Below are 25,178 nucleotides of genomic sequence, written 5' to 3' on the forward strand. Positions count from 1 at the left end.
TACCGATCGAGTCCCGGCCCTGAACGAGAAGAGCCGGCACGGCCGAGGACCGCGCCGGCTCTTCTCGTTGTTCAGCCTGCGCGATTAGAACTTGATCTTCGCGCCGAACTTACCCGTGAAGCTATAGTCCTCATATTGCAGGAGCCGCGAGCGGCCCGCGAAGTTGCGATAGGCGTAATAGGGCTCGTTGGTCAGGTTGATCAGGTCGCCGAAAACCTGGATGTTCTTGGTGATCCAGTATTTCGCGCTGATATCCAGCTGGAAGTGATCGGTGACGTACCGGTCCTCGGCCGCATCGTCGCCCAGCTCGTCGAGATATTTGTCGCGATAGGTACCGGCGACGCGGAAGGAGACCGGCCCCTTCTCATACCCCAGCACGACGTTGAACGTATTCCGCGCGGACGAAGGCAGCGGAATCACGCGGGGATCGCCGATATCGCCGTCCTTGAGCACCGTGCCCTTGGCGTCCGTGAAGGTGTAGTTGATCTGGGTCAGCAGCCCGCTCAGCGCCCCCGGCAGGAAGCTGTAGACCTGGCTGTAGCTGAACTCGACGCCGTTGATGCGCGCGCTCGGCCCATTGTACGGGATCATCGCCTGGTCGAGGGTGCGGCCGTTATAGGCATAGTCCTGATACACACGGTCGACGATGTAGTTCTTGATGTCCTTGTGGAAATAGCCGAGCGACAGGCCGCCGCCCTTGCCGAAATAATATTCCGCCGAGGCATCGAAGTTCCACGCCTTGTAGGGCTGGAGGTTCGGGTTGCCGAACTCGCCTTCGTCGTCCTCGATCACCACGCGCGGGGCCAGCTTCGAGAATTTCGGGCGCACCAGGCTGCGATAGCCGGCGGCACGCAGCACCAGGCCGTTGGTCGGCTCGAAGCGCGTGGTCAGGCTGGGCAGCCAGTCGGTATAGCTGCGGGCGACGCGGATCGGCGTCACCGTCTTGGCATCGAGGTCCAGCACCTGGCCATGGATATCGTTACGGGTACGTTCCATGCGCACGCCGCCGATCACGCGGACCTTGGCGCTGTCCCAGCGGGCGAGCAGATAGCCGGCCGAGACGTCTTCCTTCACCTTGTAATCGGAGTCGTTCGAGCTTTCGAACGTATCGCCGTCGTCCAGCGCGAACAGCTTGCGATTGGCGTCGTAATAGTTGCGGAACGCAGTCTTCGACAGCGCCGGCTCGATGTTGGCCAGGTCATAGTCCTGCGGACCGAGCAGGTCCCGCATGGTGAGGTCGCCCGGGCCGTCATATTCATAGACGTCGATGTTCGCGTCGTAGCGCTTGGTACGCCAGCGGAACTTGGCGCCGCCCTGCACGGTGAACTCGCCCGCGCCGGTCGCGAAGATCTTGGCGAGGTCCGCCTTGGCCGCCCATTCGGTATCCACTGAATCGCTCAGCGTGGTGCGCTCGAGCTTGTCGAACTCATAGCCCGCGGGATCGACGAACGCCGCCTGCCCCGCCACGATATTGTAGCGGGTCTTCATCGGGTCGGCATAGTCGAAGGCGACGACGAAATTGTCGCCATCGTCGAACTTGCGCTCGAACGCGGCCGGGTCGATCGAGCCATTCTCGCGCTCGCTCGACCGCGCCCAGCTGCCCGAATAGTTGAGCTTCCAGCCATTGGCCTTGGTTTCGCCACCCAGGGTGATCGACTTGATCTCCTGGCGCTCGAAACGGTCCTTGAGGTCGCGCGTGACCGCGATCTCGCCATCCTTCGAATCGAAGGTGGCGCCGGTGGCCGTGCCGGTGCTGGGCGCCTCGTCCATTTCGAAGGTCAGCCGGCGGCGATATTCCTGATCGTCGAAGCGCGAATACAGGCCGCGGGCATAGAGCGTGGTGGTGTCGCTGGGCTTCCAGTCGAGCGACAGCGACGAGCTGATGCGCTGGCGCTCCACGTCATAGTCGCGATATTCGACGGTGTCGGCAAAGGCGTTGCCGCCATCCTCGTCCCAGCCGTCCATCTCTTCGTTGTTGGTCGCGAACTTGCGCTGATAATAGGAGACGCCGCCGGCGATGCCGAAATTGTCGGTGATGCGAGTCGAGAAATCGAAGCTCGCCTTGGGCGTCACCGTCTCGCGCAGATTGTTGTAGCTGCCCTCGATCGAGGCGGTCAGCAGGTCCTTCTTGCGGGCGAAGGCGCTCACCGTGTTGATCTCGATCGACGCGCCGATCGTGTCGGCGTCCATGTCGGGGGTCAGGGACTTCTTGACCTCGATCGATTCGATCGTGTCGCTCGAGATCACGTCGAGCGCGACCGAGCGGACATCGGATTCGGGCGCGGGCAGGCGCGTGCCGTTGACCGAGGTGCCGTTGAGCTCGGGATCGAGGCCGCGGACCGAGACGAAGCGGCCCTCGCCCTGGTCATTCAGAATGTTGATGCCCGGCAGGCGACGCAGCGATTCCGCCACGTTCTGATCGGGGAACTGGCCGACCGCGTCGCGGGTCAGCACGCTCTCCACGCCGTCGGCGGCGCGCTGGCGCGAGAGCGCGCCGAGCAGGTTGGCGCGCTGGCCGACGACGAGGATCTGGCTGCCCGCGGTGCCGAGCACCAGGTCCTGCCGGAACACGCCGCTTTCCGGCACTACGATCTTCACTTCGCTCGCGGGCACGCCGGCGAATTCGGCGCGCAGCGTGTAGGCGCCGGCCGGAACGTCGCCGAAGCGGAAGCTGCCCGAGGCATCGGCCTCGGTGGTGCGGCGCAGCTCGACGATGGTGACGCGCGCGCCCTGGAGGTTGCGGGTGCCGCTCGCCTCCGAAACATTGCCGGTCACGTCATTGGCGTGCGCGGCGACCGGTGCGGTGAGAAGCGCGGCGCCAAGCAACAGGCGCGTGCGGAGAGACGGTTTGCGAAACATGAAATCGGGCCCCCTTCAATATGCAGGGGCCCGGTTGCCTTGGATCATGAACGGTACATTTCTTCTTGACGACATTTCGGTGACACAAGTCTAAACAACTGCTTTTACAGCAATCTTTCCCATGACGCGCGATCCCGCACTTCGTTGCGCCGCGGCAATCAGGTCCTGCCGGAAACATTTCGCTTCCGTTCAGGCCCGTTGCGCGGCGTTCCGCGGGGGCTTATCTCCGCGACCATGGCAACCGAACTCTACGACCTGACCGTTCCCGTCTTCCTGCGCGGCTTCAAGGCGATGGCGGCGTTCCTCGACAAGGCGCGCGCATGGGCCGACGAGCAGGGCATCCCGCACGAGGAGCTGCTCGCCGCCCGGCTGGCCGAGGACATGGCGCCGCTCACCGCGCAGATCCAGCGGGTCAGCGATTCGGCGAAGCTCGCCGTGGCGCGGATCGGCCGGATCGAGGCGCCGGCGATGGCCGATACCGAGACGAGCTTCGACGAGCTGCAGGCGCGCATCGCGGCGACCATCGCCTTCCTGAAGGCCGTCCCGCGCGAAGCGATCGACGGACGCGAGGATGCCGATGTCGAAGTGAAGACGCCCAGCCGCAGCTTCCACTTCAAGGGCCTGCCCTATGTGACCGGCTTCGTCCTCCCCAACTTCTATTTCCACATGACCGCCGCCTACGCGATCCTGCGCCACAAGGGCGCGCCGGTGGGCAAGATGGACTATCTGGGCGGCATCTGATGGCGCGCGTGGCGGTGATCGGCGCGGGCGCCATCGGCGGCACCCTTGCCGCCTGGCTGGCCCAGAGCCACGAAGTCACGGTCTGCGCGCGCTCGCCGCTCGCCGATCTCGAGGTCGAGACGCCCGAAGGGGTGATCCGCGCCGCGCCGCGCATCCTCACCGATCCGGCCGGGGCCAGCGCGGTGGATTGGATACTCTGCACCACCAAGACCTATGACTGCGCCGCCGCGGCCGCCTGGCTGCCCGGCTTGATGGGCCCCGCCACCCGGCTCGCGGTGATCCAGAACGGCGTCGAGCAGCGCGATCGCTTCCCCCAGGTGCCGGCGCAGCGCACCGTGCCCGTGATCATCGACCTGCCCGCCGAGCGGCACGCGCCGGGCCGCATCGTCCAGCGCCGCAACGGCACGATCCATGTGCCCGAGGGCGAGGCCGGCGAGGCCCTGGTCGCGCTGTTCGCCGACACGCCGATCGACGCGCAGACCACGCCCGATTTCGTCACCGCCGCCTGGCGAAAGCTCGCGATCAACTGCTCGGGGATCGTCAGCGCGCTTACCCGTCGTCCCGCCGAAGTGGCGAACGACGAAGGCGTGGCGGAGGTAATGCGCGCGCTGGTGAGCGAATGCATCGCGGTGGGCCGGGCGGAGGGCGCCGACCTGCCCGACAAGCTCGCCGACCAGGTCGTCAGATGGACGACGCTCGCGCATCCGCAATCGGTCAATTCCCTCCACGCCGATTTCGTCGCGGGCCGCCAGACCGAAGTGGATGCGCGCAACCGGGTGATCGTTCGGCTGGGCGCCACGCACGGCATCGATGCGCCGATGAACCGCGCGCTCGCATCTCTACTAATGGCGGCATCCACTCGGAATTAACCGTTACGGTGCAGGAATCCCGGCCATGGAAGCTGGTATTCGTGCGTTGCTGCTCAGTCGCGGCACCTGGTTCGTCATACTCCTGGCCATGGCCGGGCTCTACGGCATATTCGCGTTCGACATCTTCCGCGACGAAGGCGCCAATGTCGCCGATCGCAAATTCCGGATCGAAGTGGACGAGTTCCTGCTCTTCACCTCGGCGCTGATCCTCCTGCTGTTCGGCTTCGGGCTGAACCAGCATCGGGCGCGCGCGCGCGAACGCGTGCGGAGGATCCAGGCCGAGCACAGCGTGCGCGATCTCGGCTATCATGACGCGCTCACCGGCATGCCCAATCGCCGCGCCTTCGACGAGGCGCTGGCCCGGCTGGTCGACGGAGCGGCGCCGGAGCGGCTCACTGCAGTCTTCATGCTCGATCTCAACGGCTTCAAGGCGATCAACGACACGCATGGCCATGCCGCCGGCGATGCGATCCTGCGTGCCGCGGCGGGCCGCATCGCCGACGCCGTACGGGACGGCGATTGCGCGGCGCGGCTGGGCGGGGACGAATTCGCGGTGATCGCCCCCGCGGTCCTGAGCGCGGAAGTGGCGCTGTCGATCGCCGGCCGGCTCGCCGCGAGCATCACGCGCCCGATCGTGCTCGACGGGCGCTCCCACCAGGTGGGCACCGGCATCGGCATCGCCCTGGTCCGCAGCGGCGAGATACATTCCGCCGAGCTGGTTCGCCGCGCCGACATCGCGCTCTATGCAGCCAAGCGCGGCAATGGCGAGCCCTGGCGTCTCTACGCGCCCGAGCTGGAAGCCTAGATCCCGACCACGCGCGTTCCCAGCCGCGTCGCTTCGTCGCGGTCATGGGTCACCATCAGGATCGGCATCCGCACCGCGTCGCGCAGCCGCTCGATCAGCGCCATGATTTCCTCGCGCCGCGCCCGGTCGAGCGAGGACAGGGGCTCGTCGAGCAGCAGGAAGCGCGGATCGGACAGCAGCGCCCGCCCGATCGCCACCCGCCGCGCCTCGCCCCCCGAAAGCGTGCGCGGCCAGCGATCGAGCAGATGCGCGATGCCCAGCAACGCGATCGTCTCGTCCACGTCCAGGCCGCCATCGCCTCGGCACCCATAGAGCAGGTTGGCGCGCACGCGCAGGTGCGGGAACAGCCGCGCTTCCTGGAATACATAGCCCGCGCGCCGCTCGGCCACGGGCACGTCGATCCCGGCCGCGCCGTCGAACAGCGTCTCGCCGCCCACTCGCACATGGCCGGCATCGGGCGCCGTCAGCCCGGCGACCATGTTCAGCACGCTGGTCTTGCCCGCGCCCGAGGGGCCGAACAACACGGTGAGCCCCGCGTCCGCCACGATCCGGCAGGCGATCTCGGTCTCGCCCAGGCGCTTGGTCAGGTCGAGGTCAAAGGACATGCAGCCCCCTGCCCGCGCGCCGCGCGATGATCTCGGAAGCGAGCAGCGCTCCCAGCGAGAGCAGCACCGAAATGCCGGCAAGGCGCAGCACCTGGCCCTCGCCGCCCGGCAGCTGCAGCGCGGCATAGATGGCGAGCGGCAAGGTCTGCGTCTCGCCCGGCACGCTGGAGACGAAGGTGATCGTCGCCCCGAACTCGCCCAGCGCCCGCGCGAAGCCGAGCACCGCGCCGGCGAGCACCCCGGGCAGGCTGAGCGGCAGCGTCACGCTCGCGAACACCCGCCAGCGCCCGGCTCCCAGCGTTGCCGCCGCCTGCTCGAGCCGCCGGTCGACCGCTTCGATCGAGAGCCGCATCGCACGCACCATCAGCGGCAGCGCCATCACCGCCGACGCGATCGCCGCCCCGGTCCACCGGAACAGCACCGAGACGCCGAACCAGCTCTCGAGCCAGCCCCCGATCGGCCCGCCCGGCGCGAAGGCGAGCAGCAGCAGCCAGCCGGTCACCACCGGCGGCACCGCCAGCGGCAGGTGCACCAGCCCGTCGAGCAGCAGCTTTCCCGGAAAACGCCCGCGCGCCAGCAACCAAGCCAGCGCGAACGCCACCGGCAGGCATGCCAGCACCGCCACCCCGCCCACGCGGAGCGACAGCAGCACGATGCCCCATTCCGCGGGCGCGAGCATCACAACGGCAGGAAGCCGAAGCGCCGGAAGATCGCCCGCCCCTCGCCGCCCAGCAGGAAGCGCCGGAACGGCTCGGCATCGGGGCTGGCCGATGCCTTCAGCCGGGCAAGCGGATAGCGGATCGGCGGATGGCTGCTATCGGGCAGCACGCGCACCATCTCCACTCGGGTGGAGGCCCGCGCATCGGTCGCATAGACGATCCCGAACGGCGCCGCCCCGCGCTCGACGAACGCCAGCGCCGCGCGCACGCTCTCGCCGCGCACCACCCGGGCCTTCACCGCATCCCAGGCCCCCAGCGCCTCGAGCGATGCCCTGGCATAGCGCCCGGCCGGCACCGCGTCCGGATCGGCGAGCGCGAGCGGCCCGCCGCCCAGCAACCGCGCCAGCGGCACGCGCGGCCCGGCATCGCCCCGCGCGCCCTTCGGCCGCACCACCACCAGCCGGTTCCCCAGGAATGCCGCGCGCGTGCCCGGCACGATCAGCCCGCGCTTCTCGACATCGTCCATCCACGGCTCGTCGGCCGAGACGAACAGGTCCGCCGCCGCGCCCGCCGCGATCTGCCGCGCCAGCGCCGAGGATGCGGCGAACGAGCAGACCGGCCGGGCCCGGCCCTTGCGTGCCCAGGCATCGGCTGCCGCCGTCATCGATTCCTGCAAGCTGGCGGCGGCCAGCACCAGCGGCGCCCCCACCGCGGCGGCAACCACCCCGCGCGGCGCCATCGCCGCCACGCCGATCCCGGCGAGCAGCGCTCGCCGGTCGATCCGTCCCTCGATCGTCATGCCCCCTGCCTGACACCCGCCACGCAGCGAGGCAAGGCCCTCACTTCAGCCCGAGCGCCTTGCGGACATCCGCCCAGCGGACCAGCTTGAAGTTCTGCGCGGCGGGCGCATTGTCGCCATCCTGCGCCAGCATCAGCCCGCCCTGCAGCCCCGGCCCGAAGCTCGCGGTGGAGACTTCGATCCCGTCGGTCTCGCTGGTCGCGCCGAATTTCCCCGCCGCGATCCGGAAGCGCCCCGCATAGGCCATGTCGCGCAGGCGCCACACGCCATAGGCGCTGTCGCCCTGGCTCGACACGACCAGCCAGCCGCCGCGCGCGCCCTCGGCCGCGATCGCCACGCCTTCCACATCGTCCACCAGGCGCTTGCCGTCCACCGCGATCACTTTCTCGCCGGCGATCGGATCGCGCGGGTTCGCACCGAAGCGCCACACGCCGACATCCTCCTCGCCCACGAACAGCGTGCCCGTCCGGTCATCGGCCACGCACCCTTCGGACTGGGTCGCCAGCCGCATGGTGCGCACACGGTCCGCCTTGATCGCTCCGCCTTCGCGCAGGATCTCCATCTGCACGATCGTGCCGCCCTTGTGCACGACAAAGGCATGCAGCCGTCCGCCGCGCGGCGCGTACATGCACAGGCCATATGCCTCGCCCGCCCCGGCATCGAACCGCCCGATCTCGGCGAGCGCGGCCGTCCGCGTATCCAGCGTGTAGAGCGCCAGCTTCGCCGCCGCCTTGTCGTTGCGATCGCTCGCCGCCACGATCACCTGGCCGCCCCACACGCGCAGGTCGACATTGTTCACTCGCCCCGCCGGCAGCGTCGAGCGCAGCTTGCCCGACAGGGCATAGACGTTGAGCCCGGCCTTCTTGTCGGTCGCGACGATCAGGCTGCGGGCGGGATCGCGCGGGTTGCGCCAGATCGCGGGATCGTCCGCCGCATCCTCCAGGCTCGCGACTGCCTGCGTCTCCCCGATCGCCTTCACTTCGGCAGTCGGCACCGCCTGCGCATCCTGAGCGGTGGCAGCAGGCACGGTCTGGAGCAGCATCAGCGTGGCAAGCAGCATGGGTTCCCCTTCTTCATGGACGCCCGCCGTCTATAAACGCTGTGCGACGGAACGATGACGATCCGGAGACAGTCGCTCCCCCATCGCTCGACAGGAAACCGTCGCCCCGGTGCCCGAACCGCGCTACGACGCATGGCGGCGAGAGGGATGGCGATGCGCTTGGGGAATATCGGACCGCTGGTCGTAAGCGCCTTGATATTGGTGCTGGCAGCCTGTGGAGGCGGAGGAAGCGCCCGGCGCAGCGCCACCCCTGCGGGCATCGCGAACGTCACCACCATCGACTTCGCCCATGTCGCGGACTATTCCGCGCCAAAGCTCCCCGCCTATTTCGATCACACCGTGGCGGCGCTGGACAACGGCCCGGCTTCCGACGCGACCAGCGATCGTGTGGCAACGCTTGGACGCGTGCTGTTCTACGATCTGCGGCTGAGCACGAATAACAGGGCGTCCTGCGCATCCTGCCATCGGCAGGCGATCGGCTTTACCGACTCGATGCGGTTCAGTAACGGGATCAGCAACGCGGCCACCACCGATTTCCATGCGATGCGGCTGGGCAATCTCCGCTACTGGCAACCCGGTTCCGCCTTCTGGGATCGGCGCGCGCCCAATCTGGAAGCACAGACCAGCCAACCCTTCCACAGCCTGGTCGAATTGGGATGGGGCGGAGACGCGGGCGGCTTCGACGCGCTGACCCGGAAAATGGGCGCGACGCCCTATTATCCGGACCTGTTTGCCTGGGCGTTCGGCAGCGCCGCCATCGACGAGGCCCGCATCCAGCAGGCGCTCGCCCAGTTCGTGCGCGCGATGGTCTCGCACTCGAGCCGGTGGGACACCGGCTATGCGCAGGTCTTCTCCCCCAGCGCCCCGAACCGCGCGCTGGACGTCGCCCTGCCGAACTTCAGCGCCCGGGAGAATCGCGGACGGCAGTTGTTCATGACAAGTGCGCGACAAGGCGGCGCCGGCTGCTCCGCCTGTCATCTTCCGCCGACCTTCGCCCTGGCGGCAAATGCGCGAAGCAACGGCCTGGACGCGGGCGAGACACGCCTGTTCAAGGCGCCGGCGCTGCGCAACGTCGGACTGACCGGACCCTATATGCACGACGGCCGCTTCGCGACCCTTGCGGAGGTCGTCGACTTCTACGACCGCGGCATCCAGCAGGGCCCGGCGCTCGACGACCGCCTGCGCGAGGGCGGGCGGCCGCGGCGCCTGAACCTGAGCCCGGCGGACCGGGCGGCGCTCGTCGCCTTCCTGACGACGCTGAACGACCCGGCTCTCACCACGGATGCGCGCTTCAGCGACCCGTTCCGCCGGTAGGAACGCCGGTGCCGGATCCTAGGCGCGGATCGAATAGAGAGTCGCGTTGCTGATCGCGTACACCGCGCCATCGGCGCCGACGAGCGTCGGCGTATAGGCCTGGCCGAGCCCTGCGTTCAGCCGCACGCTCTGCGACAGCGTGTTCGTGGCCAGGTCCCAGCGATACAGCACGCCGTCCTCGTTGTTCGCGAGGATCGATCGGCGCACCGGGTCCGCGGCCATGGTGTTGACGCACCACTCGACTCGCGAATTGGCGGAGCCGCCATCCCGCGTCGGGGCCAGGATCGTCAGCACTTCGCGCATCACCTGAACGCTGGGCACGACCGTATCGGCCTGGCTCGCCTTCGGATCGATCACGGCTATCCGGTTGAGCCCGTCGCCATTCCCTACCCCGAAGTAATTATTGTACTTCGTTGCGAGCAGATAGGTCGACGTGCCGGTGTAGGATGGCACCATCGACGCAGGAATCACGCTGGGCGACACGTCCCAGCCGAAGCTGCCCGGAACTCCCGCCGGATTGAGCAGGGCATCGAACTGCAACAGCCAGCCCCGCGTGTTATGCGTCGGGAACTGCGATTCCATCACGCCGAGGAACACGCGGCCATCGGGACCGACCACCGGCGATGCCGTGCCGTCATCGGGAAGGCGCGCGGGCGTGCCCAGGTTCGGGTCGGTCAGCGCGATCCTGGCGCGGGTCGCGAGCGTCGCGCTGTCGAGCGCGAGCAGGAAGCCGGTCTGCGTCGCGGTCGTCGAGCCCCGATTCACCGCAACATACACCGTGCTGCCGTCGATCGAGATGGCGGGAGCGCAGTTCATCGCGGGCTTCTGGACCGAGGCATCGCCCGCTGCCGCCGCGACGCCCACCCAGCTGCCCGTGCCGTCGGGCGCGACCCGCGCTATCCCGCTGACCAGCCCCGCCGGGTTCGCGCCGGTCACGACGAAACCGAAGAAGACATTGCCATTCGCATCCGCGGTGAGCGGCGTGTTGATGAAGACGCTGCCGTCGAATGCCGCGGAATTGGCATTATACACCGCCGCACCATAGAATATCTGGGCCGCCAGGGTGCCGTTGACCGCATCTCCATCCGCCCGCATCAGCAGCTTGCCGCCGGCGCCCGGCGCATAGACCCGGCCCTGTTGGGTGAGGATCAGGTTGTACGGTGGCTGCCAGTTGTGCGGAGGCATGACATAGTCGGTGGCGGCCATCCACAGGAGCGCACCGGTCGCGCCGGCACGGCCTTCGACGCGGAAGCCGCCAGTGGCCCCCGTCTTCACCGGGATCACCACGGTATTGTTCGTCGTCACGGCCGGCGAGCCATAATGCGCGAGCAGCCCGCCCCAGCTGGCATATTGCGGAGCAAGATCCACGGCGGACGTCCAGGCGATGCGATTGAGGTCCTGCGTGGCGATCCCGCTCAGCGCGGTATGCTGGGCGTCGCGGCCATAGCCGAACCATGCGGGGCCGGTGAGCGGCGTGGGCGTCGGCGTCGGCGTTGGGGTTGGCGTCGGGGCCGGGCTCGGCGAGGGCGACCCGCCGCTGCATGCCGCGACCACCATGGTCGACGACAGCATCGCCAGCGCGCCGCGACGCGAGACGTGAGAGTCGGAAACGGGAACGGAGGGAATGCGATTACGGCTCATGGCTGCGCTCCATCAATGTGCTGACGTCGCCGGCGCGCGTGTCACCCCTTGGCATTGCCGACCCGGCCACACTTCCCAAAAGACCTGTGAAGTTGTTGCTGAGCCGCTCTGCAGACATGGCGCCAACCTGTTGAGGAGAGACAGGATAGGCTTCTCAAAAGGAGAAGAAGATCGCAACATTTATCTTGACGGCTCATCGCCGCCAGGATCTCGATCTCCTGACGCCCCACGAATTCGCACAAGTCATTTGCGACCAGACCGCAGCGGCAGGCGATGAGGATCGCCCGCTATCCGATGACCGCAAGAACGGGCGGCCGCTTCGCAAAGGCCCAGGCCGGCCGTCGCTGACGACCCGGCGGGCGCAAGCTTGCCTCTATTCCTCGCCCATCCGCAGCGCCGCGATAAAGGCCTCCTGCGGGATCTGCACCGAGCCGTATTCGCGCATCCGCTTCTTGCCTTCCTTCTGCTTCTCCAGAAGCTTGCGCTTGCGGGTGATGTCGCCGCCATAGCATTTGGCGGTCACGTCCTTGCGCAGCGCGGCGATCGTCTCGCGGGCGACCACCTTGCCGCCGATCGCCGCCTGGATCGGGATCTTGAACAGGTGGCGCGGGATCAGGTCCTTCAGCCGCTCGCACATGCCGCGGCCGCGGCTCTCGGCGGTCGAGCGGTGGACGATCATGCTCAGCGCGTCGACCGGCTCGTTGTTGACGAGGATGCTCATCTTGACGAGGTCGCCGGCGCGGTGGCCGATCTGCTCGTAATCGAAGCTCGCATAGCCGCGCGAGATGCTCTTCAGCCGGTCGTAGAAGTCGAACACCACTTCGTTGAGCGGCAGCTCATAGGTCACCTGGGCACGGCCGCCGACATAGGTGAGGTTCTTCTGGATGCCGCGCCGGTCCTGGCAGAGCTTGAGGATCGGCCCGAGATACTCGTCGGGCACATAGATCACCGCATTGATCCACGGTTCCTCGATTTCCGCGATCCGGTTGGGATCGGGCATGTCGGCGGGGTTGTGGAGTTCGATCTCGCGGGCCTCGGCCTCGCCCGCCGCCTTGGTCAGCTTGAGCTTGTAGACCACCGACGGCGCGGTGGTGATCAGGTCGAGATCATATTCGCGGCTGAGGCGCTCCTGGATGATCTCCAGGTGGAGCAGGCCGAGAAAGCCGCAGCGGAAGCCGAAGCCGAGCGCGGCGCTGGTCTCCATCTCGAAGCTGAACGAGGCATCGTTGAGCCGCAGCTTGGAGATGCTTTCCCGAAGCTTCTCGAAGTCGTTGGCGTCGACCGGGAACAGGCCGCAGAACACCACCGGCTGGACTTCCTTGAAGCCCGGCAGCGCTTCGGCGGCAGGCTTCTTCGCGTCGGTCAGCGTGTCGCCGACGCGCGCCTGGGCAACTTCCTTGATCTGCGCGGTGATGAAGCCGATCTCGCCGGGCCCCAGGTCGGGCAGGTTCTCGAGCTTGGGGCGGAAGCAGCCGACCCGGTCGATCAGATGGGTGGTGCCGGTCTGCATGAACTTGACCTGCTGGCCCTTGCGGATCGTGCCGTCGATGACGCGGACCAGGATCACGACGCCGAGATAGGGATCGTACCAGCTGTCGACCAGCATCGCCTTGAGCGGCGCGTCCGGATCGCCCTTGGGCGCGGGAATGCGTTCGACCACGGCATCCAGTATCTCGTCGATGCCGATGCCGGCCTTGGCGCTGGCGAGCACCGCGTTCGAAGCGTCGAGGCCGATGATCTCCTCGATCTCGTTCTTCACCTTCTCCGGCTCGGCCGAAGGCAGGTCGATCTTGTTGATGACCGGAATGATCTCGTGATCATGCTCGATCGACTGATAGACATTGGCGAGCGTCTGGGCCTCGACGCCCTGGGCCGCATCCACCACCAGCAGCGCGCCTTCGCAGGCGGCGAGGCTGCGGGAGACTTCATAGGCGAAGTCGACGTGACCGGGCGTGTCCATCAGGTTGAGGACATGGCCCTTCCATTCCAGGCGCACCGTCTGCGCCTTGATGGTGATGCCGCGCTCCTTCTCGATGTCCATGTTGTCGAGCACCTGGGCGGACATCTCGCGCTCGGAGAGCCCGCCGGTGCGCTGGATCAGCCGGTCGGCCAGGGTCGACTTGCCATGGTCGATGTGCGCGATGATCGAGAAATTGCGGATCTTGGAAAGGTCGGTTGCCATGATCGGGGCGCGTTAGCAGCTTGCACGCGAAAGCCAAAGGGTCGGAAATACACTGCCGGTACCTTCTGTGATTTCACCGCGACGCGTTTGCCGCTATCCGGGCGATGGTTTCAAACAGAGGGAGAGAACCATGACCTCGAAGACCGCGTTCATCGTGAAGACGTTGATGGCTTCGGCCGCCCTGCTCGGCGCGAGCGGAGCCTATGCGCAGAAGCAGGCCAAGCCGACCAAGGGGGAGAAACTGCAGCAGGCCGCCGTCAACGACGTGCCGCATTGCTCGCGCAAGCTGGGCACGCTCTCGATCGTCGACGGCGACGATCCCAGCGGCTGGACCCAGTATCAGCTCGCCCCGCCCGCCAAGCTGCTGAAGGTGCTGGTGCAGCGCTCCGGATGCTTCAACCTCGTCGATCGCGGCTCCGGCCTGCAGGCGGCCGCGCGCGAGCGCGACATCGGCGGCGGCCTGGGCCTGCAGCGCGGCGCGAATGTCGGCCAGGGGCAGATCAAGGCGGCCGATTATGTGCTCGTCGCCGAAGTGCAGGGCGCCAACAGCAATGCCAGCGGCAGCGCCGTGGGCGGCATCGTGGGCGGCCTGGTCGGCGGCCGGGTCGGCGGGCTGCTCGGCGGCATCAAGTCGCGCAAGCTCGAGGCGAACACCGTGCTCTCGCTCACCAACGTCCGCACGACCGAGACGATCGCGGTGCAGGACGGCTATGCCGCCAAGAACGACATCGGGTTCGGCGCGGGCGGCGGCGTCGGCTTCTTCGGCGGTGCGGCCGGCGCGGTCGGCGGCGGCTATGAGAATACCGATATCGGCCGGATCGTGACGCTGTCCTTCATCCAGGCCTATGCCAAGATGGTCACCGATCTCGGCCTGGTCCGGCCGGGCGATGCCGGCACCGCCCAGGCGGCGCCCGCCAAGACCTTCACCGCCCAGGCGCCGGTCGCGATGCGCGCCGCCCCGGTTGCGACGGGCAAGGTCATCCGTACGCTCCCGGTGGGTGCGATCGTCTATCCGACCGGCAACAAGAACGGCCTGTGGTGGGAAGTCGCCGACGAGAACGACAATGTCGGCTGGGTGCTCAACACCAAGCTGGCGCCGTCGAACTGACATTTTCCGAACGGTGGAGAAAAGGGCGGGCGCCATCGGCACCCGCCCTTTTTTTTGCCCTGGAAAGGGGACGGGCCCAGCGGAGTTGCAATCCGCCGGGCCCGACTGACCGCCGGAAACGGGATTAATGGATCCGGCCGGTCAGCGACACGCCGATGACGCGCGGCTCGTTGAGCACCGCGGCCATATAGTTTTCGATCACGCCCTTGAGGTTCTTCTCGTTCGTGATGTTGCGGGCGAAGGCAGCGACTTCCCAGGCGCCGTTGCCGCCCTGGTAGCCGATCTTCAGGCCGCCTTCGAAATTGCCCTTCGAGTAGAACTCGTTGGTCTTGTAGAGCACATAGTTGGTGTAGCCCTGCACGTTCCAGTCGGTCGAGATGAAGACCTTGCCGCTGTCGCTGACGGGGATGTCGTAACGGGCCGTGGCGCTGAGGTTATATTCCGGCGCGTTCGGCAGCGGGTTGCCATCGATCTGTGCGAACACCGCCGGCGAACCGAAGACGGTGCGGGTGATGGTCGGGTCGTTGACCGTGCAGACCACCGTGCCGGCAAGCGCGCAGACCTGGGCGTAGACGCGCTTGTCCTTGATCTCCGAATGGAGCCAGCTGGCACCGAACGAGAGCGCGAGGTTGCGCACCGGGCGCACGTTCAGCTCGGCCTCGACGCCATATGCCTCGGCCTTGTCGGCGTTGAAGAGCACACCGTTGCCGTTCGAGTCGTTGCCGTTCAGCTGGATGTCGTCGACCGTGTAGTAGAAGCCCGTCAGGTTGAAGCGGACCTTGTTGTCGAACAGGCTCGACTTGATGCCGGCCTCCCACGACAGGATCGTCTCCGAATTGGCGGTGGTGAAGTCCGAGTTGAACACGGCCGAGCGGCCCTGGATGGTCGGACCGCGGAAGCCGCGCGCGACGCGGGCATAGAGGCTCAGATCGTCGCTCGCCTCATAGAGCGCGCTCACGTCCCAGCTCGGCTGCCGGTCCGACAGGCGGACATGGCGGCGGCCCGCATAGGTCACGGCGCCCGCCGCGGTGTCGGCGGTCTTCAGCAGATCGGTGGTCTTCGTGTCCTGGGTCACGCGCACGCCGCCGGTCAGGCGGAAGCGCGGCGTCACCTGATAGCTCGCCTGGCCGAACAGCGCCCAGCTGGTGTTCACGTCGTGCAGGCGCACCCAGTTGTTCGGGTTGCGGCCGACCACGCCGGGGCTCAGGAACCAGGCGCGCTGGTAGAACTCGGTGATGTCGCGGCTGTCGAAGTACATGCCGCCGATCTGCCACTTGAAGGCACCATCGCCGTTGCTGGCGAGGCGGACTTCCTGCGACCACTGGTCGAGACCGCGCAGACGGCCCATCGACTGGCCGCAATCGCGGCACGTGCCCGTCGCCGGATTGTAGCCGAGCTGGCTGAAGCCGCCATCGGTGTCGCCGCGGCTATAGCCCGAGCTGGTCTCGAAGGCAGTGATCGAGGTCAGCGTGACCGGACCGAAATCGAAGCCGTTGTTCCACGACATGCCATAGGTGTCGTAGTCCTGCGGGTTGTTCGCCGCCTCGTCATACTGGACCGTGGTGCGCGAGACGTTGCTGACGTCGTTCGAGCCCTTCTTGAGCCCGTTGCGCAGGAACAGCGTCGAGGTGCCGTGATAGTTGCGCATGTGCGCCGAGAAGAGCGAGGTCCAGTCCTCGGTCGGCTTCACCAGCAGCTGGATGCGGGCATCGCGCTCGTCGAAGCCGCCCATCGCGTTCTTCTTCGGACGCTGGGTGCCGTCCGAGTTCGGGCCGGAATAGGCGTTGTCGACATAGTTGTCGCGATGCTGGAACAGGCCCGAGACGCGGATCGCGACATTGTCGGCCAGCGGGCCGCCGATGCCGGCGTCGAGGCTGATGCTGTTATAGCTGCCATAGCTCAGCGTGCCGCGCGCATCGAGGCCGTCCAGCGACGGGCGGACGGTGTCGAACTTGACGATGCCGGCCGTGGTGTTGCGGCCGAACAGCGAACCCTGCGGGCCGCGCAGCACTTCGACATGGTCGAGGTCATAGACCGGGTTCGACTTGAGCACGACATGCTCGAGCACCACGTCGTCCTGGATGATCGAAACGGGCTGCGAGGCGCCCAGGTAGAAGTCGATATTGCCCAGGCCGCGGATGTAGAAGCGCGGAAAGATGCGGCCGGTGGTCGTCTCGGCATAGAAGCTGGGAACCTTGCCCGACAGCGCGAGCAGCGTGTCGTCGCCGCTGGCGGTGAAGTCGCGGGCATCCTGGCCGCCGATCACTGCGACCGACACCGGCGTGTTCTTCAGCGCTTCGGGACGGCGCTCGGCAGTGACGACGATCTCGGTCGTGGGCTCGTCGGCGGCCGGGGCGGCAGTATCCTGCGCCTGCGCGGTGCCGCCGATGGCGAGCGCGCCGAATGCCGCGCCCAGGAAAAGGGCAGATCTGGTGATGCGGATCTTCATGTGGTTCTTCCCTGCTGTGCGCCCGACACGCAGCAACGGCCACGACCCCGCATTCGCAGAATCGCGCCACCGTCACGCCGGGCATTCTTGTTATCGAAGAGTGGCTCTCGCCCCCTGCAAGGGCGCCGTTAGGATCGGATTGTGTACGAACTATGACAAGAACCGACAATTTCTCGCAAGTGCAGCATACGCATCCTGCAACTGCCCCTGCCGCGTTCAGCCGTCCGCCTGGGCTGCCTCGATCGCGGCGATGGCATTGGCATAGCGCTCCTCGCCCTGGCCCGAGACATGCGCCCAGCGCACACCCCGCCGCTCCAGCTCGGCCTTGCTGAGGTCGTAGAATTTCTGCCGCAGTTCCCGGGTGCCGAACATGCGGGTGCCGTCGGCGCGCCAGGGCATGTCGATATCGAACAGCAGATAGAGGTCCGCCGTTCCCTGCCATTCGTCGAACCAGGGGTCGCGCTCGCCGAACAGCATGTCGGCCCAGACCGCAGTCATCAACGGATCGGTATCGAGCACCAGCGGCCGGAGGCCGGCCGCGACCATGGTGCGCGCGCCCGCGTCGTGCGTCTTGGCGATCTCCAGCAGGTCGCGCATCGTGAAGTCGATGCCGCGCGCCTCGGCATATTCGCGGCCATATTCGTCCACCACCTCGCCGCCGAGATAGGCGGCGATGCGCGGCGCCAGCGTGGACTTGCCGGTGCTCTCCGGCCCGTGGAGACAGATGGTGCGCAGCTTCATTCCCGTGCCTTCAACCAGTTGATCAGCCCCCAAGCGGAAAGGGCCAGGAATACGCAGTACAGGCTCGCCGTAAGCCACAAACCCTTGATGGCGAAAAGGGGAATCGCGAGCAGGTCGACGGTGATCCAGAGCACCCAGCATTCCCAGTTGCGGCGCGACTGGAGGATCTGCGCGGCGATGCTGAGCACCGCGATGCTGCCGTCCCACCAGGGATAGGCCGCATCGGTGAGCCGGTGCATCGCATAGCCCCAGGTGCCGATCACCGCGGCGCAGACCAGCGCCCAGGCCAGGCGCGCCCGCACGCCCATCGTCTCGACCACCACTTCGCCGCTCCCTGCCCGCGAGCGCGCCCAGTTCCGCCAGCCATAGAGATTGACCACGAAGAAGAAGAGCTGGAGCAGCGCGTCGCTGTAGAGCTTCTCGTGATAGAAGACCCAGGCGTAGAGCGAGACCATCGCCAGCGCGAAGGGATAGTTCCACATGCTGCGGCGAACGACCAGGAAGACGTTGATCAAGCCAAGCAGGCTGGCGGTCGTTTCGATCATCGGCACGGCCTAGCAACAACCCCGGGCGCCCGTCGAGAGGGTTGCCCTTCCCCGCCCGGGCGCTAGGCTGGCCCCCTCAGATCGCGGGAGGAATGCCCATGCGTCACGTCGCGGTGATCGGCTCCGGGCCGGCCGGCTATTACACGGCCGAAGCCTGCCAGAAGGTGTTCGGCGATCAGGTCCGGGTCGACATCATCGACCGGCTTCCCGTGCCTTTCGGGCTGATCCGCACCGGCGTTGCCCCCGATCACCAGTCGATCAAGGGCGTCTCGCGCCGCTACGAGGCGGTGGCATTGACCGACAATGTCCGCTTCGTCGGCAACGTCACGCTGGGCCGGGACGTGTCGATCGACGAACTGCGCGCGCTCTATGACGCCGTGGTGCTCGCCACCGGCGCGCCGCACGACCGCAAGCTGGACATCCCCGGTGCCGGCCTGCCCGGCGTGGTCGGCTCGGCGGCGTTCGTCGGCTGGTACAACGGCCATCCCGACTTCGCCGATCTCGATCCGCCGCTGGACGGGCCGGCGGTGGTGATCGGCAACGGCAATGTCGCACTCGATGTCGCCCGCGTGCTCGCCAAGACGCAGGACGAGTTCGAGGGGTCGGACATCGTCACCCATGCACTGGGCGCGCTGCGGGGTGGGCATGTCGACACCATCACCATCCTGGGCCGCCGCGGCCCGCACCAGATCGCGATGACGCCCAAGGAACTGGGCGAGCTGGGCGAGCTCCGGCGCGCCACGCCGCTGGTCTCCCCCGCGGACCTGCCGCCGGCGGAGGACGATACGGTCCTCGACCCCGGGCAGCGCAAGTCGGTGGGGCATCTGCGCCGCTTCGCGCAGGGCATGCCCGACAAGCCGATCCGCATCGTCTTCGATTTCTTCGCCATGCCGGTGGCGATCGAAGGCGACGGCAAGGTCGAGCGCGTCATCGTCGAGCGCACCGCGCTGGGCCTGGACGGCAACGCCCATGGCACGGGCGAGACCTATGCGGTGCCGGCCGGCCTGGTGGTGAGCTGCATCGGCTATCGCACGCCGCCGATCGACGGCGTACCCTATGACGACAAGGCGGGGCGATTCGCCAATCTCGACGGGCGCGTGCTGCCCGGCCTCTATGCGGTGGGCTGGGCGCGGCGCGGGCCGACGGGGACGATCGGCACCAACCGGCCCGACGGCTTCGCCATCGCCGAGAAGATCGCCGAGGATGTCGGCGAGGGCTCGGAAAAGGCCGGCCGGCCGGGGCTGGACGCGCTGCTGGCGGGGCGGGGCGTGGAGCTGGTCACCTTCCGCGACTGGCAGAAGATCGACGCCGCCGAGATCGCTGCCGCCCGCATCGGCGCCCCGCGCGAGAAGTTCGTTTCGGTCGATGCCATGCTGGGCGCGCGGAAAAGCTGATTCAGTGGCTTGCGTGACTCCCACGGCGTGGTTATAGGCGCCCCCTCGCAGTCGGGGTTCGCCCCGGATGCGCCGGTCGGGGAATAGCTCAGCCTGGTAGAGCACTGTGTTCGGGACGCAGGGGCCGGAGGTTCGAATCCTCTTTCCCCGACCATTTCATCCTCATGCAAATCGTCGATCCTACCCCATCCGGGGGGCGGCATTCCCGCGGATCCTCTTGACGCGCGCCATCCCCCGACGCTGACGCCGGGGGATTGCCGCCTTCAGAAGAAACGCCCGTAGACGACCTGGATGACCTCTCCGGTCGTTATGTTGACCAGAAGCGCATCGGGCCCGTAGCGCACCCATTCATAGCCGACCGGCGGAACGTCGAGGCCGAACAGCCAATAGTCCGTCAGCCAATAGTCCTGCCCCCAGAAGATGCCGGGCAGGATATCGCCATAGGCCCAGCGGCGATACTGGAAGCCCCGGGGCGGATGGTACGGGCCAATGTGATAGGTGCGATCGGCGTTGAAGTTATGGTTGTAATAGGGCCGATCGAGCTGACTCGGGCGCGTCTGGGTGCCCTGGGGGCGTTCGAAGCGCGGATAGGCCATGGGCGCACGCTCCATCTCGGGCGCGGCCATTTGCCTCCCGCCTCCCTGATGATGGGCCTGCGCCATCGCCGGCGACACGCCGAGCGTCAAACCTGCGCCCGCACAGGCAAGCGCCAAGGCAGAACAGAACAGATTCTTGCGCATAACGATCTCCGTCACTGACTCGATCGCCTGCGATATGGGAATGCCTCCCCCTCGGTGGCATGCGTAGGATTACGTAATTGACTCGATATGCAGGAACGGGTGAGTCGCCTATCCTGCCCTCTTCTCATTCCGCATCGATGCAAGGCCGGCAGCAGCGACCCGTCGGTCCGCTTTTCCGTTGCAAACGGATGTGCGAGATGTCTCCGCCCGACCAACGCGCGAGGAGTCGCTCAACGCATGCTGCTGTCTCTCCTGCTCTCGCTCGCCGCGCCCGCGCAGGCGACGCCGCTGCGCGTCGGCACCTACAGCTATCCGCGCTACGATCGCCGGATCGCGCTGGGACCGATCGCGGCGCTGGCTGGGAGAATCGCGGGGCGTCCGGCCGAAATCGTGCTGCTGCCGACACCGACCGCGCTGGCCGAAGCGCTGTGCAGGGGCGAAGTCGATGTGGCGATGACCAATCTCGGCGCGTTCGTCGAGGTGCGGGACTGCCCGAACCTGCGGGCCATCGCCGTGCTCGACACGCCGCCGCCGGTATTGGATCGCTATCGCGGCGTATTGCTGGTGCGGCGCGAGACGGGCATCGACACGCTCGATACGCTGGGCAAGCGAGCTTCCGGGCTGCGCTATAGCGAAGTGCTGCCGGGATCGACCTCGGGCGGGCTGGTGCAGGCCGAAGCGCTGCGTTCGGCGGGCAGCGCACCATCGGCCTTCGCCGCGCGCCGGATGGCGGGCACGCACGAGGCAGCGCTGGCCGATCTGATCGAGGGCCGCGCCGATGTCGCCGCGCTGACGGAGGATCCCTGGCGCAGGCTGCAGGCAAGCGACCCGGCGAAAGCCGCCACCCTGCGCCCGATCTGGCGCTCCGCCCCGCTCCCGCCCGGTCCGGTCGTGTGCCACGAAGGCCCCGCGACGCCCTGCGCGGAGATCCAGGCCGCATTGCTCGGCGCGCAGGGAGGCCCGACCGCCGTCGCACTTGCCGCCGGCTGGAGCGAGGCCGATGGCGCGACACGGTTCATGGCCTATGACCGGGCGCGCTACGAGGCGTTCAGGACGCGCTGATACATGGCTTGGGCAAGCGGCCGAGTGCTGCTAGGCGCCGCCCATGCTTTCCTTCCGCGACATCACCATCCGGCTCGGCGGCCGGGCAATCATCGAGGGCGCGAGCGCCGCGATCCCGCCGCGTGCCCGAGTCGGCTTCATCGGGCGCAACGGCGCCGGCAAGTCGACGCTGATGAAGGCGATCGCCGGCATGATCGAGACCGACACCGGCTCGGTCGATATCCCGCGCAACGCCCGTTTCGGCTATCTCCGCCAGGACGCACCCGGCGGCCAGACCAGCGCCTTCGACACGGTGCTGGAAGCCGATGTCGAGCGCGCCGCGCTGCTCGTCGAGGCGGAGACCCAGACCGACCCCGACCGGCTCGGCCATATCTATGAGCGGCTCGACCAGATCGACGCCTATGAAGCGCCAGCCCGCGCCGGGCGCATCCTGAAGGGCCTGGGCTTCGACGAGGCGATGCAGGCTCGGCCGATGGACAGCTTCTCCGGCGGCTGGCGGATGCGCGTGGCGCTGGCCTCGCTCCTCTTCCTCAATCCCGACATCCTGCTGCTCGACGAGCCGAGCAACCACCTCGACCTGGAAGCGGTGATGTGGCTCGAGGGATTCCTGCGCGCCTATCGCGGCACGATCCTGCTGATCAGCCACGAGCGCGATCTGCTCAACAATGTGGCGGACCATATCCTCCACCTCGATCGCGGCCAGACCACGCTCTATCCCGGCGGCTATGACGCGTTCGAGCGGCAGCGGGCCGAGCGACTGGCCCAGCAGGCGGCGGCGCGCGAGAAGCAGGTCGCCGAGCGCGAGAAGCTCCAGGCGTTCGTCGACCGCTGGCGGGCCAAGGCGAGCAAGGCCAAGCAGGCGCAGAGCCGCGTCAAGGCCCTTGAGCGGATGCAGCCGATCGCGGCAGTGGCCGAGGATCCCAGCCTCACCTTCCAATTCCCCAATCCGGTGGGCCTGCGCCCGCCGCTGCTGACGCTCGACCATGTCGCGGTGGGCTATGAGCCCGGCAAGCCGATCCTCTCGCGCGTGGGGCTGCGGCTCGATCCCGACGACCGGATCGCGCTGCTCGGCCGCAACGGCAACGGCAAGACCACCCTGGCCCGGCTGATGGCCGGCGAACTGGCGGTGATGGAAGGCGAGATGGCCACCGCCACCAAGCTGACGGTCGGCTATTTCACTCAGTATCAGGTCGAGGAGCTCGACCCGAAGGACACGCCCGTCGAGACGATGGGCCGGGTGATGAAGGGCGCGACGCCGGTGCAGGTACGCTCGCAGCTGGGCCGGTTCGGCTTCTCGGGCGACAAAGCGCTGACCGCGGTGGGCAAGCTTTCGGGCGGCGAGCGGGCGCGGCTGGCGCTGGCGCTGGTGACGCACAACGCCCCCCACCTGCTGATCCTCGACGAGCCGACCAACCACCTCGACGTCGATACGCGCGAGGCGCTGGTCCAGGCGCTGGCCGAGTTCAAGGGCGCGGTGGTGCTGGTCAGCCACGACCGCCACATGCTCGAACTGGTCGCCGACCGGCTGCTCCTCGTCGACGGCGGCACCGCCCGCGAGTTCGACGGGACGATCGAGGAATATGCCGCCTTCGTCGTCTCCGGCAAGGAGCCGGCGCCGGCCCCCGCGCCCGCCGCCGCGCCGGTGGACAAGAAGGAGGAGCGTCGCGCCGCCGCCCAGGCGCGCGAGGCGTCGGCCGGCCTGCGCAAGGCCGTCAAGGACGCCGAGGGCGAGATCGCCAAGGCGCAGCGGGCGCTGGCCGAAGTGGACGGGGCGCTGGCCGGGATCGCCTCGCCGGCGCTCAAGGGCCTGTCGATGGGCGAGCTGATGAAGCGGCGCGGCGAAGTGGAAGCGCGGCTCGAGGCGGCCGAGGCGGCATGGCTCGCAGCCAGCGAGGCGCTGGAAGCAGCGGGCTGAACCAGGCGCTCCCCGCTGCCCCCATCCGCTCGACACTTGTCCCCTTTCCGATAGGGGCCTCCGGGGAGAGCCTATTTGCGCCCGGCCCACTTCTCGTACGCCACCAGCGCCTTGGCGGGGCCGGCATTGTACCAGCTATAGCCGTTGCGGCGTTCCTGGCTGAGCGCATTGACGTCGGTGTGGATCGAGCGGTCGCGGTCGCCGAAGATCGGCTTGCCGGTCCGGATGTCGTAATAGCGCGACCAGATCGGGCCGGCGCCAGGCTTGTCGACCAGCTTGCGGCCGTCCGGCCCCTTTTCGAAGGCGACGCCGCGGATGGCATGCGCCTCGATCCACGCCACCCCGTCCCGCACCGCCGCCTCGACCGCGGGAGACCGGCCCGCCTGCTTCATCAGGAAGATCAACAGGTCCGCGCTCTCGTCGGAGGACAGGGCGGCCGGTTCGAAGTTCCGGGCCCCCGCGGGCGCGAGCGTGAGCGCGTCGTGCTGCTGGCCCCAGATGGTGCGCTTGCCGTCGACGACCACCTGGGTCGCGAGGATCAGCCGGATCGCCTTGTCGCAGGCGGCCCTGGCCTCGGCGGCCAGCGCTTCGGGCACGAAGGCGTAATCGTCGCGGCGGCGCGCGACCTCGGCGAGCACCGTCACGACCGAGGAGAGCGCATCGTCGTTATAGGTCAGCGCGTCGTGATAGCCGCCCTGGAGCGGATAGATTTGCGGCCAGCCGCCATTGGGGAATTGTGCGCCCAGAAGATAGCGCACGCCCTTGAGGAAGGCCGCGCGATACCCCTCGCCTTCCGCACCCGGCGCCATCGACTGGACGCGGGCGAGGAAGCGCAACTCCGACGTGGTGGCATTGTTGTCGATCGTGCCGACATAGCTCCACGCCTCGTCGTCGCCGGTGCGCGCATTGGCGGGCAGATGCTCGACGGGGACATAATGCTGGCCCTTCACCCGGACCGGGCCGTCGCGATCGACATTCTTGCCCCAGCCGCCGGCGGGCGTCTGGAAGCTGACGATGTTGTCCGCGACGCGGCGCGCCTCGGGCGTGGCATAGAAGGCCGCGGCGAGGTTGGCGGACATGCCGCTCCCGCCCGACTTGCCGCTGGGCGGCGGCGCGGGAATCTCGGCCAGGCCCCGGCGCTCGGCGGCGAGCGCGGCCTTGTCCGCCGCCATCAGCGCACGCGAGCGGGCGAGATAGGTGGTCCAGGCGCCCTGCTCCGCCTTGGGAAGCGCGGCGATGCGCGCCTCGGTGATCGGTGCGGCCGGCGTCATCTGGCCGATCACTTCGACCGCCGCATATGCTACCGGTGTCATCGCTGCAGCTGCGAGCAGAGCGATCTTTGCGATGCGAATCATGTCCCCTCCCGATTTGGATTTTGTCCGAGAATAGCGGGTTTGATTGCGAGCGCCAGCCGGGGCGAGCCGGTATCGGCTGGCGCTCGCCGTGGCGGCCCGTGTACATGATCTGTGCGCGTTCTTGCGAACCTCCGCTATATTGGCCGCATGCGCATCGGAGGAGTGTTCAGACATGGCTGACGCACGTCTCGTTGCCGATCGGCTCCTCGAGCCTGGCAATATGGCCCGGTCATTCGCGATCTGTACAATGCGATGAAGGGCTTCGGCGGGCGCGCGGTCGCGGCGATCGGCCTGGTCGGTTTCATCGCGCGAGGAATTTTCCGCGCGCCGCCGGA

Annotated in this window: 20 protein-coding genes and 1 tRNA gene; 9 read left to right on the top strand and 12 right to left on the bottom strand. The window is 67.7% G+C overall.

The genetic code is table 11. The features are described from left to right. Positions 1-84 precede the first annotated feature (84 nt). The gene (locus tag FHR20_RS16980; protein WP_167300802.1) at positions 85-2,859 is read right to left on the bottom strand and encodes a TonB-dependent receptor; all 2,775 of its coding nucleotides are present in this window, start codon (positions 2,857-2,859) and stop codon (positions 85-87) included. A gap of 234 nt (positions 2,860-3,093) precedes the next feature. On the opposite strand from FHR20_RS16980, the gene FHR20_RS16985 reads away from it, so the two are divergent. The 3 genes from FHR20_RS16985 to FHR20_RS16995 are packed head-to-tail and all read left to right on the top strand — an operon-like array spanning position 3,094 to position 5,274. Beyond that, positions 3,094-3,600, top strand: a complete 507-nt coding sequence (locus FHR20_RS16985; protein ID WP_167300803.1) for a DUF1993 domain-containing protein — start codon at positions 3,094-3,096, stop codon at positions 3,598-3,600. Continuing rightward, positions 3,600-4,469, top strand: a complete 870-nt coding sequence (locus tag FHR20_RS16990; RefSeq protein WP_167300804.1) for a 2-dehydropantoate 2-reductase — start codon at positions 3,600-3,602, stop codon at positions 4,467-4,469. Before FHR20_RS16985 ends, FHR20_RS16990 begins: the two co-directional genes overlap by 1 nt. Before the next feature lie 25 nt (positions 4,470-4,494). Then, positions 4,495-5,274, top strand: coding sequence for a GGDEF domain-containing protein (locus FHR20_RS16995; RefSeq protein WP_167300805.1), 780 nt, complete (start codon positions 4,495-4,497; stop codon positions 5,272-5,274). On the opposite strand, the gene FHR20_RS17000 is transcribed toward FHR20_RS16995, so the two are convergent. Genes FHR20_RS17000 through FHR20_RS17015 form a run of 4 tightly spaced genes read right to left on the bottom strand, consistent with a single transcriptional unit; the run spans position 5,271 to position 8,397 of the window. Continuing rightward, a complete protein-coding gene (locus FHR20_RS17000; RefSeq protein ID WP_167300806.1) occupies positions 5,271-5,879 on the bottom strand; it encodes an ATP-binding cassette domain-containing protein in 609 nt (202 codons plus the stop codon). The genes FHR20_RS16995 and FHR20_RS17000 overlap by 4 nt on opposite strands. Beyond that, complete coding sequence (gene modB / locus FHR20_RS17005; protein WP_167300807.1) at positions 5,869-6,558, bottom strand: molybdate ABC transporter permease subunit; 690 nt, start codon at positions 6,556-6,558, stop codon at positions 5,869-5,871. The genes FHR20_RS17000 and modB overlap by 11 nt, the downstream gene beginning before the upstream one ends. Next, on the bottom strand, positions 6,558-7,337 hold the full coding sequence (gene modA, locus FHR20_RS17010) for a molybdate ABC transporter substrate-binding protein (protein WP_167300808.1): 780 nt from the start codon (positions 7,335-7,337) through the stop codon (positions 6,558-6,560). The genes modB and modA overlap by 1 nt, the downstream gene beginning before the upstream one ends. Positions 7,338-7,377: 40 nt before the next feature. After that, positions 7,378-8,397 (bottom strand): phytase, encoded by a 1,020-nt coding sequence (locus tag FHR20_RS17015; RefSeq protein ID WP_167300809.1) that lies wholly within the window; start codon positions 8,395-8,397, stop codon positions 7,378-7,380. A gap of 201 nt (positions 8,398-8,598) precedes the next feature. Here FHR20_RS17015 and FHR20_RS17020 point away from each other — a divergent pair, with 201 nt between their 5' ends. Further along, entirely contained in the window at positions 8,599-9,711 is a 1,113-nt protein-coding gene (locus tag FHR20_RS17020; RefSeq protein ID WP_341786475.1) for a cytochrome-c peroxidase, read from the top strand. A gap of 18 nt (positions 9,712-9,729) precedes the next feature. Here the strand turns inward: FHR20_RS17020 and FHR20_RS23080 are convergent, their stop codons facing one another. After that, positions 9,730-11,352, bottom strand: coding sequence for a hypothetical protein (locus tag FHR20_RS23080; RefSeq protein ID WP_167300557.1), 1,623 nt, complete (start codon positions 11,350-11,352; stop codon positions 9,730-9,732). 373 nt (positions 11,353-11,725) lie between these two features. After that, a complete protein-coding gene (gene lepA, locus FHR20_RS17030; protein WP_086130217.1) occupies positions 11,726-13,534 on the bottom strand; it encodes a translation elongation factor 4 in 1,809 nt (602 codons plus the stop codon). Positions 13,535-13,700: 166 nt separating this feature from the next. On the opposite strand from lepA, the gene FHR20_RS17035 reads away from it, so the two are divergent. Next, entirely contained in the window at positions 13,701-14,642 is a 942-nt protein-coding gene (locus FHR20_RS17035) for a CsgG/HfaB family protein (RefSeq protein ID WP_167300920.1), read from the top strand. A gap of 124 nt (positions 14,643-14,766) precedes the next feature. Here the strand turns inward: FHR20_RS17035 and FHR20_RS17040 are convergent, their stop codons facing one another. The 3 genes from FHR20_RS17040 to pnuC form a co-directional block, all read right to left on the bottom strand. Then, positions 14,767-17,091, bottom strand: a complete 2,325-nt coding sequence (locus FHR20_RS17040; protein ID WP_167300811.1) for a TonB-dependent receptor — start codon at positions 17,089-17,091, stop codon at positions 14,767-14,769. Between the two features lie 216 nt (positions 17,092-17,307). Beyond that, complete coding sequence (locus FHR20_RS17045; protein ID WP_167300812.1) at positions 17,308-17,832, bottom strand: AAA family ATPase; 525 nt, start codon at positions 17,830-17,832, stop codon at positions 17,308-17,310. Continuing rightward, positions 17,829-18,377 carry a nicotinamide riboside transporter PnuC gene (pnuC, locus tag FHR20_RS17050; protein ID WP_167300813.1) on the bottom strand — a complete coding sequence of 183 codons (549 nt, stop codon included), beginning with the start codon at positions 18,375-18,377 and terminating at the stop codon, positions 17,829-17,831. Before pnuC ends, FHR20_RS17045 begins: the two co-directional genes overlap by 4 nt. Before the next feature lie 98 nt (positions 18,378-18,475). Here pnuC and FHR20_RS17055 point away from each other — a divergent pair, with 98 nt between their 5' ends. Then, positions 18,476-19,771, top strand: a complete 1,296-nt coding sequence (locus FHR20_RS17055; RefSeq protein ID WP_167300814.1) for an FAD-dependent oxidoreductase — start codon at positions 18,476-18,478, stop codon at positions 19,769-19,771. Positions 19,772-19,848: 77 nt separating this feature from the next. Continuing rightward, positions 19,849-19,925, top strand: a tRNA-Pro gene (locus tag FHR20_RS17060). 109 nt (positions 19,926-20,034) lie between these two features. On the opposite strand, the gene FHR20_RS17065 is transcribed toward FHR20_RS17060, so the two are convergent. Beyond that, positions 20,035-20,397, bottom strand: coding sequence for an RcnB family protein (locus tag FHR20_RS17065; protein ID WP_208413695.1), 363 nt, complete (start codon positions 20,395-20,397; stop codon positions 20,035-20,037). Between the two features lie 351 nt (positions 20,398-20,748). Between FHR20_RS17065 and FHR20_RS17070 the strand changes: the two genes are divergently transcribed. Continuing rightward, a complete protein-coding gene (locus FHR20_RS17070) occupies positions 20,749-21,573 on the top strand; it encodes a PhnD/SsuA/transferrin family substrate-binding protein (protein ID WP_167300815.1) in 825 nt (274 codons plus the stop codon). 43 nt (positions 21,574-21,616) lie between these two features. Continuing rightward, positions 21,617-23,488, top strand: a complete 1,872-nt coding sequence (locus FHR20_RS17075) for an ABC-F family ATP-binding cassette domain-containing protein (protein ID WP_167300816.1) — start codon at positions 21,617-21,619, stop codon at positions 23,486-23,488. Between the two features lie 71 nt (positions 23,489-23,559). Here FHR20_RS17075 and pelA read toward each other — a convergent pair whose 3' ends face one another. Continuing rightward, entirely contained in the window at positions 23,560-24,843 is a 1,284-nt protein-coding gene (pelA, locus tag FHR20_RS17080) for a pectate lyase (RefSeq protein ID WP_167300817.1), read from the bottom strand. Positions 24,844-25,178 lie beyond the last annotated feature (335 nt).

It is taken from the genome of Sphingomonas leidyi (assembly GCF_011761945.1).
GTDB lineage: Bacteria > Pseudomonadota > Alphaproteobacteria > Sphingomonadales > Sphingomonadaceae > Sphingomonas > Sphingomonas leidyi.